This window comes from Chitinophaga sp. H8, assembly GCF_040567655.1.
Classification (GTDB): domain Bacteria; phylum Bacteroidota; class Bacteroidia; order Chitinophagales; family Chitinophagaceae; genus Chitinophaga; species Chitinophaga defluvii.
This window is the reverse complement of sequence record NZ_JBEXAC010000001.1, coordinates 1-15,600: the sequence shown is the minus strand read 5'-3', so window position 1 is coordinate 15,600 and position 15,600 is coordinate 1. Positions and strand designations below refer to the sequence as shown.

General features: G+C 45.3%; 12 protein-coding genes and 3 tRNA genes. 8 read left to right on the top strand and 7 right to left on the bottom strand.

Annotated features, from left to right (window positions below):
• The first annotated feature begins 154 nt into the window (after nucleotides 1–154).
• The 3 genes from ABR189_RS00075 (at nucleotide 155) to ABR189_RS00065 (ending at nucleotide 2,695) form a co-directional block, all read left to right on the top strand.
• A complete protein-coding gene (locus ABR189_RS00075) occupies nucleotides 155–1,030 on the top strand; it encodes a class I SAM-dependent methyltransferase (protein WP_354658385.1) in 876 nt (291 codons plus the stop codon).
• A gap of 86 nt (nucleotides 1,031–1,116) precedes the next feature.
• Nucleotides 1,117–1,641 (top strand): DinB family protein, encoded by a 525-nt coding sequence (locus ABR189_RS00070; RefSeq protein ID WP_354658384.1) that lies wholly within the window; start codon nucleotides 1,117–1,119, stop codon nucleotides 1,639–1,641.
• 64 nt (nucleotides 1,642–1,705) lie between these two features.
• Nucleotides 1,706–2,695, top strand: coding sequence for a YpdA family putative bacillithiol disulfide reductase (locus tag ABR189_RS00065; RefSeq protein ID WP_354658383.1), 990 nt, complete (start codon nucleotides 1,706–1,708; stop codon nucleotides 2,693–2,695).
• A gap of 160 nt (nucleotides 2,696–2,855) precedes the next feature.
• Here the strand turns inward: ABR189_RS00065 and murB are convergent, their stop codons facing one another.
• Nucleotides 2,856–3,872 carry a UDP-N-acetylmuramate dehydrogenase gene (murB, locus tag ABR189_RS00060; RefSeq protein WP_354658382.1) on the bottom strand — a complete coding sequence of 339 codons (1,017 nt, stop codon included), beginning with the start codon at nucleotides 3,870–3,872 and terminating at the stop codon, nucleotides 2,856–2,858.
• 184 nt (nucleotides 3,873–4,056) lie between these two features.
• Between murB and ABR189_RS00055 the strand changes: the two genes are divergently transcribed.
• Together ABR189_RS00055 and ABR189_RS00050 are read left to right on the top strand one after the other, a co-directional pair.
• Nucleotides 4,057–4,728, top strand: a complete 672-nt coding sequence (locus tag ABR189_RS00055) for an oxidoreductase (protein WP_354658381.1) — start codon at nucleotides 4,057–4,059, stop codon at nucleotides 4,726–4,728.
• Between the two features lie 72 nt (nucleotides 4,729–4,800).
• On the top strand, nucleotides 4,801–6,783 hold the full coding sequence (locus tag ABR189_RS00050; RefSeq protein WP_354658380.1) for a hypothetical protein: 1,983 nt from the start codon (nucleotides 4,801–4,803) through the stop codon (nucleotides 6,781–6,783).
• Nucleotides 6,784–6,803: 20 nt separating this feature from the next.
• Here the strand turns inward: ABR189_RS00050 and priA are convergent, their stop codons facing one another.
• From priA to ABR189_RS00035, 3 genes are all read right to left on the bottom strand, one after another.
• A complete protein-coding gene (priA, locus tag ABR189_RS00045; protein WP_354658379.1) occupies nucleotides 6,804–9,248 on the bottom strand; it encodes a replication restart helicase PriA in 2,445 nt (814 codons plus the stop codon).
• A complete protein-coding gene (locus ABR189_RS00040) occupies nucleotides 9,245–10,018 on the bottom strand; it encodes a lysophospholipid acyltransferase family protein (protein ID WP_354658378.1) in 774 nt (257 codons plus the stop codon). Before ABR189_RS00040 ends, priA begins: the two co-directional genes overlap by 4 nt.
• Nucleotides 10,019–10,209: 191 nt before the next feature.
• On the bottom strand, nucleotides 10,210–10,650 hold the full coding sequence (locus ABR189_RS00035) for a DUF4258 domain-containing protein (protein WP_354658377.1): 441 nt from the start codon (nucleotides 10,648–10,650) through the stop codon (nucleotides 10,210–10,212).
• A gap of 119 nt (nucleotides 10,651–10,769) precedes the next feature.
• Here ABR189_RS00035 and mtaB point away from each other — a divergent pair, with 119 nt between their 5' ends.
• Nucleotides 10,770–12,047: a tRNA (N(6)-L-threonylcarbamoyladenosine(37)-C(2))-methylthiotransferase MtaB gene (mtaB, locus tag ABR189_RS00030; RefSeq protein ID WP_354658376.1), complete on the top strand. Its 1,278-nt coding sequence runs from the start codon at nucleotides 10,770–10,772 to the stop codon at nucleotides 12,045–12,047.
• 388 nt (nucleotides 12,048–12,435) lie between these two features.
• Here the strand turns inward: mtaB and ABR189_RS00025 are convergent.
• Nucleotides 12,436–12,510: transfer RNA gene (locus ABR189_RS00025), tRNA-Val, on the bottom strand.
• A gap of 46 nt (nucleotides 12,511–12,556) precedes the next feature.
• Nucleotides 12,557–12,631 (bottom strand) — tRNA-Val (locus ABR189_RS00020).
• Between the two features lie 215 nt (nucleotides 12,632–12,846).
• Between ABR189_RS00020 and ABR189_RS00015 the strand changes: the two genes are divergently transcribed.
• Both ABR189_RS00015 and ABR189_RS00010 read left to right on the top strand, forming a co-directional pair.
• Entirely contained in the window at nucleotides 12,847–13,638 is a 792-nt protein-coding gene (locus tag ABR189_RS00015; protein WP_354658375.1) for an AraC family transcriptional regulator, read from the top strand.
• Between the two features lie 74 nt (nucleotides 13,639–13,712).
• A complete protein-coding gene (locus ABR189_RS00010) occupies nucleotides 13,713–15,467 on the top strand; it encodes a carboxypeptidase regulatory-like domain-containing protein (RefSeq protein WP_354658374.1) in 1,755 nt (584 codons plus the stop codon).
• A gap of 57 nt (nucleotides 15,468–15,524) precedes the next feature.
• Here the strand turns inward: ABR189_RS00010 and ABR189_RS00005 are convergent.
• Nucleotides 15,525–15,599: transfer RNA gene (locus tag ABR189_RS00005), tRNA-Val, on the bottom strand.
• Nucleotide 15,600: the final 1 nt, after the last annotated feature.

Here is a 15,600-nt window from a genome sequence, read left to right as displayed (position 1 = left end):
ATTCATTATATTCGGTTATTATCATTATAGCCCTATATCAGGCTGTATCTGTTAAAAAAGATTACTGTCAGCCCCGCATTAAAAAGATATGGTCCTTTGGCCCCGGATGGTAACAAACTAACCTGATTTGTATTAACCTCCTTAATCATCGTATATGAGCCTGGTGGATGCCAGCAAAACTGCAAAATACATCGCCATGTTCCGGGCAATAGAAAGTACACGCCACCCCGGAAAACGGCTGTTCTATGATCCATATGCCCGTTTATTTATTTCTCCTTACCATCACTGGGGTGTTAAGCGTTGTGCAATACCAGGCTTCCGTTACCTGCTTTGCAGGTATATCGACCTGAGATGGCCGGGTGCACGTACTTCTGTGGTAGCCAGAACCCGGCAGATTGATGAAATGATTATCCGTGAAGTAAAAGAAAATGGTATTAATCAGATCATTATCCTCGGAGCAGGATTTGATTGCCGGGCCCACCGCATGGGCCTGGAGGCACATTTTGTGGAAGTAGATCACCCCAATACACAGGAGGTGAAACTGGCGCAACTGAATGCACAAAAAGCATTGCCGCTGTTGCCGGTTGATTACATGCCCATCGATTTTGAACTGCAAAACATGGCAGATATTATGACCCCATTACTACAAAATCCACACTATAAAACATTATTCCTGATAGAAGCGGTCACCAGTTATCTTAAAGGTCGTGCGGTAGCAGCCATGTTTAAATATATCAGCCAGTTCCCTGCCGGTACACAGCTCATCTTCACCTATGTAGAACAATGCGCCATAGACACGCCTCACCTGTTTAAAGGCTTAACCAGGGTATTTAAATTGTTAAAAAAGGCAAATGAGGACTGGACCTTTGGCATCAATACCACAGATCTTATTGGCTTTCTGGCACAGGAAAACATGCAGCTGCTGTATCAAGAAGGGTCTGCTGATTATCGCCGCAGGTGGATGGGCCCTGCAGCTGCACATATGAAAGGGTATGAATTTTTCAGGATAGTCCACGCAAGGAAAATATAGCAGGCCATATTTCCCCAACTTTCCCGGGCATGAAAATTGCGCTGCATACATAGTCAAGGTATGATCATTTACCTAAAACTACTATCATGCTACCCAATATTGCCAATCTGAGCACACAACTGGATAACAATACCGCCTTATTCCTGGACATCCTGGATACGATCCCTGCCGATAAGCTCATGGTCCGCAATCAGCATACACAATGGACCATTATGGAGAGCGCCGAACATGTACTGATGATAGAACAATCTGTGTGTGAAACACTACAAGGTAACACCGCTCCCGTGCAAGACCGTTCTCCCGATAGTAAAGTAAAACAGATTGCGGAACTGTTTATGGATTTCAGCAAGCGGCTGTTTGTAACCAAACCTATTGCTTCTAAAACCGTCTATAAAGATATCGCCAGCTATAGCACCGACTTCAGGGCCACCCGGGAATTGATAAAAGGAGCACTGGAGCATCATCCTGATCAGGAATGCAAAGCTTTTGAACATAACCTGTTCGGTTTTTTGACCAAAATTGAATGGATCTATTATCTGATTTATCATACTGAACGGCATTTACATCAGATTACCCGCATAGAAGATAACCTGGAAAATATGCCCGCTTAGTTCCTCCTTCCTTTCATCCTTTTTGCTTACGCCTTTAAGCAACATTATTCGTAATTTTAACGCTATGGCTAATACATATGATGTACTCATTATAGGAGGAGGACCGATAGGACTGGCATGTGGGCTGGCTGCCCAGCGGGCAGGATTAAATTATGTGATCATTGAAAAAGGCTGCCTTGTCAACTCACTCTACAACTATCCGCTGAACATGACGTTCTTTTCTACTTCTGAAAAACTGGAAATTGGCGGGGTGCCTTTTGTATCTATCAGTGCCAAACCTACCCGGCCCGAAGCACTGGAATATTACAGACGGGTAGCTACCTCCCATCAGCTGAATATCCAGCTGTTTGAAGAAGTAGAGTATGTATTGCCCAACGAAGAAGAAACCGCATACGATATAAAATCCACCAAGGGCGTTTATGCTGCCGAAAATATCATTATTGCCACCGGCTTCTATGACATTCCCAATCTAATACGTGTACCGGGAGAAAATCTCCCCAAAGTAACACACTACTATAAGGATCCCCACTTCTATGCTACCCAGCATGTACTGGTGGTGGGTGCACACAATTCTGCTGTGGATGCGGCCCTGGAAACATATCGCAAAGGTGCTAAGGTTACCATGGTAGTAAGAGAGGCCGAAATCGGTTCAAGGGTGAAATACTGGGTAAAACCGGATATTGAAAACCGTATCAAGGAAGGCTCCATTCATGCTTACTTTAACAGCACCGTACAGGCTATACGGCCCACAGAAGTAGATATTATAACACCAGAAGGACCACTGACCATTCCCAATGATTTTGTTATTGCCATGACAGGTTACCAACCCAATTTCAGGTTCCTGGAAAATATCGGTATCCGGTTATCGAAAGACAGTAAAAAATATCCCAGCTATAACTCCAATACCATGGAAACGAACCTGACGGGCATTTACCTGGCAGGGGTGATATGCGGCGGAATGGATACGCATGTCTGGTTTATTGAAAACTCCCGGGAACATGCAGACAAAATTATCCGGCACATCAAACGGAGAGAAGAATTGAGGAACAGCTAAATGAGCAGTTAGCTATTAGCCTTTAGCTGTTGGCTGAATATGTTTTGTTAGAATAAAACCAATGCAAATCGCTAATAACAAAATACAAGGGCTAAGAGCTACTGCTAAAAACTAAATAACAAAACACAATGGCTAAAAGCTAAAGACTAATAGCTAACAGCTAAATTATATTGACTTCCCGCTCCAGCAATACGCCAAATTTAGCTACTACAGCATCCAACACCTGTTGCGACAAGGCATAAATCTCTGCGCCTTTAGCATGGCCATAGTTTACCAGTACCAATGCCTGCCGGGCATGTACCCCAGCATCTCCATTGCGGTAGCCTTTCAGCCCACATTGTTCTATCAGCCATCCTGCGGCTAGTTTATAATGCCCGTTGTCCAGCGGAAAAGCCACGATACCGGGGAAAGCGGCTTTCAACGCCAGGTATTTAGCTTCATCTACAGTAGGGTTCTTGAAAAAACTGCCCGCATTGCCTATTTCTGCCGGGTTAGGCAGTTTAGATGACCGGATATTGATCACAGCCTGGCTAATAGCCTGTATAGACAGCTCCGTTACCCCCATACGTTTCAGTTCTTCTTCAATAGCGCCGTAACTGGTATTAAAATGTGGTTGTTTGCTAAGCCGGTACGTAACAGATAAGATCACGAACTGATGCCGGTATGCCTTTTTGAAAATACTTTCCCGGTAACCAAAATCACATTCCGCGTTACTGAAGGTCTGCAATGCCTGGTCTTTGATATGCCATGCTTCCAGCTCAAAGAAACTATCTTTTATCTCCACGCCATAAGCACCGATATTCTGCATAGGGCTCGCCCCTACATTACCAGGTATCAGCGACAGATTTTCAAGGCCGGCCCAGTTATGTGCAATACAGTATTGTACAAATCCATGCCATTGCTCTCCCGCTCCTGCCCGTACGTAAATATAATCATTATCCTCCCGGAGCAGCGTAATGCCTTTGATATCATTCTTCAGCACCATCCCCGGAAAATCCTGTGTGAATAACAGATTACTGCCGCCACCCAGTATCATATGAGGGGCATACTTTACGCGGTTATCCTCCATAGCCGCTGACAACTCTTCCCGGGATGTAAAAGCGGTAAAGTAACGGGCGTTCGCAGCAATGCCAAATGTATTATAGGGGCGTAATGAAACATTTTCTGAAATCTCCATAACCGGTGTTCAATTAACATGATGATTCAGACAAAGATAAATGAATGGGGATTATGAAATAAATTATCCCGCCAGGTGAGGTTATCCCGCTTCAAAAATGCCCCCATCCCGTCATATTTTGTTAGGTTTGCATACGGGTCAGCTGTAACGGACCAACGACCCGTAACGCTTAATTGAACATATTATGTCAAAAACAGCAATTGTTATAGGTGCTACCGGGCTTACAGGTACCTACCTGGTTTCTGCATTACTCCAGGACCCTGCTTTCAGCAAAGTAAAGGTGCTTGTCCGCAGGCCCTGGGCCCATGAACATCCCGGCCTGGAAAGCATCATCGTCAACTTTGATGATACTACCAGTCTTCGTACGGCCTTGCAGGGGGATATACTGTTCTGCTGTATTGGTACCACTATAAAAAAGGCGGGTAGTCAGCAAAACTTCCGGGAAGTAGATCATGATATTCCTGTGCGCTGCGCCAGGGTGGCCCTGGAGCAAGGCGTTTCCCAATTTCTCATGATCTCTTCTATCGGTGCCAAACCTACGTCCCGGAATTTTTATTTACGCACCAAAGGAGAAACTGAACAGGCGATATTACAATTGGGTTATCAGAGCATCCATATTTTCCGGCCTTCCATTATCCTTGGGCAGCGCCAGGAAGCCCGCCTGGCCGAAACCATCGGCAAGTGGCTGATACAGGTGTTCTATTTCCTGCTACAAGGTACCTGGAAAAAATACCGGGGTATCAAAGCAGTCACCATTGCCAATGCCATGCTCCTGGCCGCTAAAAAAGGAGACCCAGGTGCCCATATTTATGAATCTGATGCGATACAACTCCTGGGAAGAATGCCTATCGGATAAAACAGCTGACCAGGCTTGCAATGCATCACTGGTATCACCCTGCTTATAAACATGACTAACTTTATTGGATACATGAAATCATCCTGCTACCTCCTCCTGCTGCTACTGGTTTTACCCGGTATCGCCTTTGCACAGATTAACCGGTACTTTCCGGACACCTGGCAGGAAACGCCTGTGGCCCATCCACTGCAGGATGCAGCGCTGCTTGCGGAACCCTATGTAGTGCTCTCGCTTAAAATAGCACGGGACTTTAATATCAACATTGCAGATGCTGCCAGAGGATATACACACACCAGAACTGTATATAAAAATACACGGGTCAATACACAGGCTGGCGCCGACAGCTTAAAGCAAATCATATTGGTTTTAGAAACCAACGAGGCTGCCAACACTTTCCGGGGAAGAGTTCTTTTCCCTGATGGACAGGTAGCTGATTTAACAACAGAGCGGGCCCGGTTAAAGGATGGCAGAAATGCGCTCGTCATTGATCTGCCTGCCTTACAGCCCGGCTGCGAAGTAGGTTATGAACTAACCAGTATTGTTTTCGGTGCTATCAATGGGGTAGAATACTTTCAGGCTGCTGCTCCTACCCTGGAAACAGGCTTCCGGCTGGTCACCTCACCGGATAAATTGTTTCTTACTAAAACCAGTGACCAGATACCTCCGCTCACAGATAGCGTAACAGGAAATATCCGCACCTATGCTACCAATACCGCTTTGTTACCGGCGTTACTCCCCTCCCGCCTCTATCATTATTTACCTCATCTGCAAAGGGTAGAATTTGCATTTCATGCCGACCTCCAGCGCAAAGGCAGGGATACCGTAAAAACAACCTGGCAGCAATTTGGTACAGATGAATTTGTAAGTATGATGAATATGGGCAAACATGAATTCAAACTGCTCGAAAAAGAAATGAAAAAGTGGCCCTTCCTGCAAAAAAAGATGTCACTGGCTGATATCATTTACCAGGTAGAACATCATCTCAAAACCAACTTCAATATACTCGATGATGCGCCTGATAATGAAGGGGTGATTAACCTGGAATATGTATTAAAATCAAAGAATACGAATATCAATGGCATGACACGGCTGATGGCATCCGTATATTATCTGCTCAACATCCGCACACAACTGCTGATTACTTCCAGCCGGGAAGAAATACCACTGGATAGTAACTTTGTCAATACCAGCATTGCCAAAAACAAACTACTCTATTTCCCGGACCTGGGTCAGGCACTAGCACCTGCCGATCCGGATACCCGTTTTCCTTATTATCCTCCTCTGTGGAGTGATACCTGGGCTTTGCGCTGCAGTGATGTACTGGAAGGAGATAAACATTCTGTAAAAACAGATTTTGTACGTACGCCTTTCCCTAACTATACTCATCAAAGTATCAGTATACAGGCCTCTCTTCAGCCAGACCTGGTACAAAATACCGTGCAGGTAAAGTTGCTGCAATCATTTGGTGGATATCCGGGAATCAATATCCGGGACGCTTTTAATGCCATACCGGAGGAACAAAGACCAGCTATAATGAACGCTGTCTTTCCCTTCCAGTATATACCGCACCAGGATTTTAAAAGTACCGTAAAGGATGAAAGCTGGACGGCTCAAACACTGGATAAACCGGTTACCTTTAATACTACTGCTAAGGTAGCCTTACTGGAAAAACAGGATAACCTGATAAAGATAAAACTAGGTGCCCTGCTCACCAATCAATCACGTACCGGGCTCACCGTTCCTCCGGATACCATACCGATAGAAATGCTGTTCCCCTACTATCAGGAAAAGAAAATACAGCTCACTATCCCGGATGGTTACCGGGTAGCCAACAAGGAAGACTTCCAGGTAGATGTTCACTATCCACAGCAGGGAGAAGGGGATATGGGCTTTAAGGTACATTGCCAGGAGGCTGGCAAACAGTTAACTATATACGTATTGGAATGGTATCGGAAAAACGTTTATCCTCATGCCGCCAAACCATATTTCCAGCAACTCTTCAATAAAGTAGCCGCCCTTATGAGGCAGGAAGTAATACTGGAAAAAATGAATTAAGTGATGGGGATACCAGAGTATTAAATGCAATCTACATCTGGTACAATGCTCACGGAACGGAATTTCTTTTCTGCAAGCAGCTTAATAAAATATTCTTTCAGCAATTGTTTGGTATGTGCAATGGTTTTGCTGTCGCGCGGTAATTTAATCAGCATTTCCTGCAGGTAATTATTACGCACTTTACCCACTAATGGGGCAGCAGGCCCTACCAGTTGTTGTCCTATATGGGGCTGCAGCCAGCTGGAAAGGATTTGTGCAGCCTGCTCTGCTACCAACTGATTTTTATGCCGTAATGTAATTTTCACCAACCGGAAAAATGGCGGATACCCAAACTCCTGTCTTTCCGCTATCTCTGCCTGATACATGGCTACATAATCATGCGCGGTAACATACTGTAATACGGGATGCCTGGTGTTGCTGGCCTGTATCAGCACTTTCCCTTTATCATGCTTGCGTCCGGCACGGCCGCTTACCTGTTCCATCATCTGGAATGCCCGCTCATTGACCCGGAAATCGGGATAGCTCAATAAACTGTCGGCGCTCAGGATACCTACCAGGTTTACATTGTCAAAGTCCAGCCCTTTCACCACCATTTGTGTACCTACCAGGATATCTATGCTCCGCTCTTCCAGTAGCTGTATCATTTTATTATGGCTATCCTTATTACGAACGGCATCTACGTCCATACGGGCAATACGGGCCTCCGGAAAAACACGCTGAAGATCTTCTTCTATTTTCTCCGTACCAAAACTCTTGGGGATCAATGTCTGGCTGCCACAAGCTGCACACGTATATACGTAAGGGTAGCGTGTACCACAATAATGGCAATGCAGCTTATCCAGATGACGGTGATAGGTAAGTGATACATCGCACTGCTTGCAATGTGGGATCCATCCGCAGGTAGTACACAACAGGAAAGGTGCATATCCGCGCCTGTTCTGGAAGAGGATCACCTGTTTTTGTGCTGCAATGCTTTCTGTGATAGCTGTTTTTAATGCGGTAGTGAAATTGCCGTCCATGGTTTTTTCCGCCATTTCCTTTTTCACATCTATGATTTCAATCGCAGGCATTTCAATACCACCGAAGCGCTCGGTCAGGTTTACCAGGCCATATTTACCCTGCTGCGCATTGTAATAGGATTCCAGTGCAGGAGTAGCAGAACCTAACAAAACCTTGGCCTTGAATAAGGCAGCATAATAAATCGCAGCATCCCTTGCATGATAACGCGGAGCAGGATCCTGCTGTTTATAGGATGCATCATGTTCCTCATCCAGTATTACCAGCGCCAGGTCTTTAAAAGGCAGCAGCAGGCTGGAGCGGGCACCCAATACAATCTGTATTTCCCCGCTTTTTACCTTGTTCCATATTTCTACCCGCTCATTATTATTGAACCGGGAATGATAGATACCGATCTTTCCACTGAAATGTTTTTGCAGGCGGCGGATGATCTGTGCAGTGAGCGCGATCTCCGGCAACAGGTACAACACCTGCTTACCCGTTTGCAGGTACTCTTCTATCAGCTTTACGTATAATTGTGTTTTTCCGCTGGAGGTAACGCCATGCAGCAAAGTGACCTGTTTTTCCAAGAAGTGTGTGCGCACCTCTTCCAATGCAGCAGCCTGCGCCGGACTCATCTCAAAATCCAGGGATGCTATTGTTTTGCCCATCGGCACACGGTCTACTACCTTCTTCTCTATCCACAACACATTTTTATCTACCAGTCCTTTCAACTGGGCAGTAGTAGCACCCGACTTTTTAAGTAATTCATTCTGTAATACCTCTCCCTGCGTTTTCAGTAAATGCAGATAAGCCAGCAACAATTCCATTTGCTTGGGGGCACGTCCCATATCATTGAACAAGGCAGCTAACTGTTCCTCTTCCTGGTAAGCTTCCTGCAATCTTACATAGTTCTCTTTCTTCTCTTTATAAACTTCTTTTAACTCTTCATATACCAGACAAACCTTTTTCTCTATCAGCTTTTTTATAACAGAATATACTTCCGCCTTATCCAGGATCATCTGCACTTCTTCCACCCGCAATTCTTTCCGTACATGCAATGCTTCTGCTACCAGGTATTCATCATCATCCAGCAATGTAAAATCATCCCCATAAGCATCATTGATCAGCAATAAAGTTTCGCTGGCCAGTTTCAGGTGTGCAGGCAATGCTGCATTCAGCACTTCTCCCTCACTGCACATATAATAAGCAGCAATCCAGCTCCAGAAAGCCAGCTGTGTAGGATATACCACCGGATCCTTGTCCAGCATATCCAGCAGTGGTTTAGTCTTATATTCCAGCGGGGCCTGTTCATGTATTGCCTTTACGATACCCGCATATTTCTTTTGCCGGCCCAGCTGCACAGCTACCCTGCACCCTACCTGTAATGCGCCTTCCATATGAGCGGGAACAGCGTAGGTATAGTTTTTAGGTAGTGCCAATGGCAATATTACTTCTGCAAACTTCATCCTGCTAATTGTAATGACGGGTTGGGATATTGATGGTATTTACGCAGCACCGTATCCATGGCATTGAATACCCGTTGCTTCAGCTCCTGTACATCCGCCAGGGAAAGTCCGTTTACAGACACGGTGGGTAAAAACACCACCCTGCAACGCCCGGGGTTTAAATACAGCAGTCCTTTACGGGGTAAACGGGCATGCGCATCTAAAAACAGTACCGGCTTTATAGGTGTTTGCGTTTCTATAGCCATACGGAAAGCCCCATCATGAAACTCCCGCAACGGCTGGCCACTTTCATTTAAGGTACCCTCCGGGAAAATAAGAATGGAGATATTGGCTTTTAAGGTATTCATCATTTCCCGGACACTCCTGGCCCGGGCCATTGCACTGGAACGATCTACCGTTACCACCGTTTTTTTATAAATAAATCCGAAGAAAGGTATCTTTCCCATTTCCACTTTCCCCAATGAACGGAAAGGCAGGCCCATTACTTTTGCCGCCAGGGCAGCGTCCAGGTAAGAACGGTGGTTGACTACATATATACAGGTTTCCCGTTTACGTGCTGCCTGATAAATACGTTTACACCAGATGCCCGAAAAAGCAAACCAGATATGCGCCCAGCAACGCATAAAATACGCCATGATATTCCCTCCCTTCAGCCTGCCCTGAAAAGAGATGATGAAAATAAACGGCAATATCACAAACATAATAGCCAGGAAGACCGTAGCTGCATACGTCACATAAATTCCCCTCAGTATGGTTAGTATAATATTCATAATCACACGCGCTGATTAAGCACAGCAAGCCGGAAAATTAATGCAAGTGGCGGTAAATACCTAATAATCGAGCTGTTAGCCTTTGGCTGTTAGCTTTTAGCAATTATGTTATATTGCTTTATCGTGGGATCGATATTTTGTTGCAAAGATGGCGATACAAAGCTAATAGCTAAAGGCTAACAGCTAATAGCTTAATTACAACTGCATGCCCATTCTTTTTCCAGGTCTATACAGGTAACTACTTTGGTTTCTTCTCCGCAGGGTGCAAATACGATCCGGAGGTGTTGTCCGTCGCGGGAATATCCTTCCAATGCATAGGTGGGGCAAGGCTTGCTGTCGGGATTGGATTTTTCCATATTAATATGGCCTTCTGCCAGAATCTGGACTACTTCATCCCTGGTAACTTGCCGGCACTCCATACGACAAATAGCATGTTTAGTATATATGAGTTTGGCGTGTCTGTCTATAACAGCATTATCTGTTGCTGCTGTGGCTGTACCGCTGTTATGTTCCGGGGCACGTTCCGTACGAACAGCGGCCATATCACCATCCCGCCACCATTCGCGTTTCCAGCCCACCAGTAATAAGAGGGCCAATAATAGTATAGGCAGGTATTTTTGGACAGTTTTCATGTTTTTTCTCAGCATTAACGCTGCTCTTTGCAAGATAACAGCTCATGGAACGGGGGTGTAAATTAGTGATTCCTTACCAAACTATGACATAAAAAGTTGCTACCTTTGCACTCCTTATTATGATACAGGCTAAAAAAGTTGCATTTCATACACTCGGCTGTAAGCTGAATTTTTCAGAAACCTCTACTTTGAGCAGGTTACTGGAACAAGATGGTTTTGTAAAGACCGATTTTGAAGAAACGGCTGATGTATATGTGATCAACACCTGCTCTGTAACAGATAATGCGGATAAGGAATGCCGGCATCTGGTAAGACGTATCCAACGCCGCGCTCCGGAAAGCATGGTGGTCATCACAGGCTGCTATGCCCAGTTAAAACCCCAGGAAATAGCCAACATCGAAGGGGTAGACCTGGTGCTGGGTGCTGCTGAAAAATTCAATATCGTTGAACATCTCAAAACACTGACCAAAGGTGACAGTGCCAGGATATGCTCCTGCGATATTGAAGAGGTAAGCTCCTTCCACGCTTCCCACTCCCTCAACGACCGTACCCGTACCTTTCTGAAAGTGCAGGACGGCTGCGATTATGGCTGCACTTTTTGTACCATTCCTATGGCACGGGGTAAAAGCCGCAGCAACAGCGTAGCCAATGTGGTGCAACAAGCCCACCAGCTGGCGGCAGATGGGGTAAAGGAAATTGTACTAACCGGGATTAACCTCGGGGATTTTGGCAAAGGCCTGGAAGGCGGAAAAAAAAGAGAAGAAACCTTTTATGAACTGATCCAGGCACTGGACCAGGTGGATGGAATAGCCCGTTACCGCATTTCGTCTATTGAACCTAATTTACTGAGCAACGAAATCATTGAATTTGTAGCTAACAGCAACAAGTTCATGCCGCATTTTCATATTCCCCTCCAAAGTGGCAGTAATCATATCCTCGGACTGATGCGCCGCCGTTACCGCCGGGAACTGTACACGGAAAAAGTTGCCCTCATCAAACAATTTATGCCGCATTGCAGCATCGGCGTTGATGTGATCGTTGGCTTCCCCGCTGAAAGTGACGCCCACTTTCAGGAAACCTATGATTTCCTCCATGAACTGGATGTTTCCTACTTCCATGTTTTTACCTACTCAGAACGTGCCAATACCCCTGCCCTGGACATTAAACCAGTGGTACCGGTACACCTGCGCCATGAACGTAATAAAGCCCTCCGTAACCTCAGCCATAAAAAGGCACAATACTTTGCCGCACAACACATAGGACAAACCCGTAAAGTACTGTTCGAGAAATTTGGCAAAGAAGACATGATGGAAGGTTATACCGACAACTACATCAAAATCACCACACCTTACCGCACAGAATGGGTCAATCAACTCGTAGACTGGGAACTGAGGTAATAGCTAACAGCTATTAGCTGTTAGCCGTTAGCTGTTAGCTTAATGCAGCGAAGAAGACAATGTACCTTACGCCTACCTTAAAATACATGTAAAGCTTTTTCAGGAGAAGACACCCCTACCTTAAAGCATGCTTGAAGCATAGTTAAAGCATGGTTAAAGCATAGATAGAGTATGAATAGAGCATAAAACGCTATAAAAAGGGTACAACAAAAACATCCTGTGGGGCAAAATTACCACACAGGGGTAAGTTACTTAAACAATCAATATACACTCCTCCGCTGCATTAAGCTAACAGCTAATAGCTATTAGATAATAGCTTATTTTCACCGATTGCGTTTTGCCCGAAGCTAATAAAAAAAGCCCCGGTCTATGACCGGGGCTTTGGGTGTGGGAGTTACTGGATTCGAACCAGTGACCCTCTGCTTGTAAGGCAGATGCTCTGAACCAGCTGAGCTAAACTCCCAGAAGAAAGTATGTAAGCAATATTTCCGGTGCTATCCGGATATTTGTGGGAGTTACTGGATTCGAACCAGTGACCCTCTGCTTGTAAGGCAGATGCTCTGAACCAGCTGAGCTAAACTCCCATTAAATACATTTCTTCTCTTGCTTCCTATCGAAGCGGGGTGCAAAAATAGGAATTAATTTTAACTAACAAAATTTTAAATAAGGATTTAGTGTTGCTATTACATGTATCTTTTTCCTTATCTTAGTCGCGATACCTCAAATAACAATACTACCACCCCAAAAAACAGCTACAGTAAGCTTAAAGCAATTTTTAAGCTACCGCATTGATTGGTATATGATATTCCATTCGTCTCAATACTTACCGCATCCCTTACTACAGCATCATGTAAGGCATTACCTCCATTATACATTTACCAAAACGGTACAGCAACCCTTTTTGCCGGTAGGCCGCCAAACGCTTGCTTTCAGCCTGGGCAAGGCATTCCGTATGATTAATAAAGCGGAAAAACCACAATGGTCTCCCCGCATCGCTGTTATTGGTCAGATTACCCACCTCCGTTATTCCTTTTTTGAAGCAGGAAGTGAATACCTGTTAATCAAACTGATGCCTTGTGCATTTCATGACCTCTTTGGGTATCCTATGCATGAGCTGGCAGATGAAGGCATTGACTTTTGCGAGATAGCCGGAGCACCGGCACGGGAACTGACAGACAAACTCAGCCTGGCATCCGGTATTCAGGAAGCTATTACCCTGATCGAAGACTTCCTGATGCAACGCCTCTCCCACTCCCGCCATCAGGTGATGGCTACCCAACGCATTGCCATGTATCTACAGGAAAAGAAAGGAGATATCAGAATGGACGTACTGGCCCGGGAAATGAACTGCACGCCCAAATCTTTGGAAAGACATTTCCTGGAAATGGTAGGCGTGATGCCCAAGCTGTATGCCCGTATGTTACGTATGCACCATGTCTGTAAACTGGCGCAACGGCAACCTGATATTCGTGTACAGGAAATTATTTATACCTGCGGCTATTATGATTATGCACACTTCAGACGGGAATTAATGGAACTGACGGGCATGCCTCCCCGTGCACTGCGCCAATACCTTCCTCAGCCGGTGTAAATTATTTTGTCTGTTTTTTACATATTTTTTCTGATAAGTGTCCGGAGCTTTGCAGCTTTCATAAACGGAAACTCATGAACTTATCAGTAACCCCAGAAATGCGCTCCGGCAGGAGCGCTTTTATTGCATTAATGTTCGCATTCATATGCACTTTCACTAATTGTAGTAAAACCAAAAATCCCGCACCTGGTGGTGCAACAGAAAGCGGCCTGACAGGTGTGGTAGTAGATATTAATGGTATTCCGGTATCCGGTGCTACCATCAGGATAGATAACCAGGAAGTAACCTCCACTGCTACCGGCACCTTCAAAATTGCTGACATCCAACTCTCCGACAAACGCTATGTGGTTACCTGCTCAAAAACAGGCTATTTCACACAACAACGTGCCCTCCTCAGGCCGGATGCGGGCACTGCACGGATGCAATTTACTCTGCATACAAAAGAGATCACCCATACCATCAGTGCGCAGAATGGCGGTGCCGCAGCATTAAGCGATGGTTCTAAAGTTGATATTCCTGCAAGTGGAGTGGTAACACCAGATGGCAGCAACTACGCAGGGCCTGTGCGCATGTCTGTAGTACATCTGGATCCTTCAGATGAAGACTTTCCCCTGCGGGTTCCCGGTGGCGATCTCAGAGCCATACGTGAGGATGCTTCTGAAGTAATGTTGTACTCCTACGGTATGATGCAGGTTGAAATGGAAAGTGAGGATGGCGAAAGACTACAACTGAAAGCAGGAAAACCAGCTACCCTTACCATTACCATTCCACAGGAACAACAGGCCACTGCACCGGCTACTATACCACTATGGTACTATGATGAAGCGGCAGGTATCTGGAAAGAAGAAGGCATCGCTGCCAGACAAGGCAATAAATACGTAGGCACAGTAAAACACTTTTCTTCCTGGAATGTAGATGCCCCCAAACCTTTTGCCAAAGTAAAGGGCTGCATCTTTGGCCCCTGCGGAGGCCTGGGAATGCCCAACATGCTGGTGTCAATAGGCCAGACCACCACTATAACTGATGCCAATGGCAACTTCACCGCTACTGTTCCTTCAGACATTCCCTACAACATCAGCGTGGAGAGAAGACACAATGGTGGTATCGGAGGAGTTGCACAGGCCATGCCGGCATTGCCCAAAGAAGGTAATGCAACACAAAACCTTTCCCTGCCCTGTTCCCCTTATGTAACAGGCCGCCTGAGCACCTGTACCGGTGAACCGATGGTGGGTTTCATTACCATGTTTATAGATGGTGTAAATACAGGCAGCACCTTCACGGATGAAGCAGCTAATTTTAAACTATTTGCCCCTAAAGGAAAAACGGTCGTACTCAAAGCATATGACATGCTTTCACATTTTGCCGAAATAACGGTGGAAATGCCGGATAATGATAATGGGAAAGAGCTGCCGGATGTAAAATTATGCGATAACAAAGTGTTAGGAGAAACCAGCTTTATAATAAACGGTGCAGGGTTTAATAACAAGTTATGGGTAATGGCGGGGGAAGGAAAACCTACTGTTGCAAATGGCTTTTTCGACCTCTCAGATGGCAGTACCTTTTGTGCAATTGCACACAACAGTAATACCCTTAGTCTCAAATTTGAAGGCAGTACAAAAGGCACTTATGAAGAAGATACCGATATCACTTTAAAGTTAAACAATGTTATTTATGCCAGCGATGGCGCCACTAAAATCATCGTCACCAAATATGAGGAAGTAGGAGGAACTATCGAAGGAACTTTTACCGGTACATTGAAAGAGGTGCTGGGCAATAAAACAGTGACCATCACTAATGGCAAATTTGCGGCAATCAGAGTACAATTATAAATCTGTAGCTATCCTACATCAATAAAAAAAGCCCCGGTTATACCGGGGCTTTTATAGTGGGAGTTACTGGATTCGAACCAGTGACCCTCTGCTTGTAAGGCAGATGCTCTGAACCAGCTGAGCTAAACTCCCA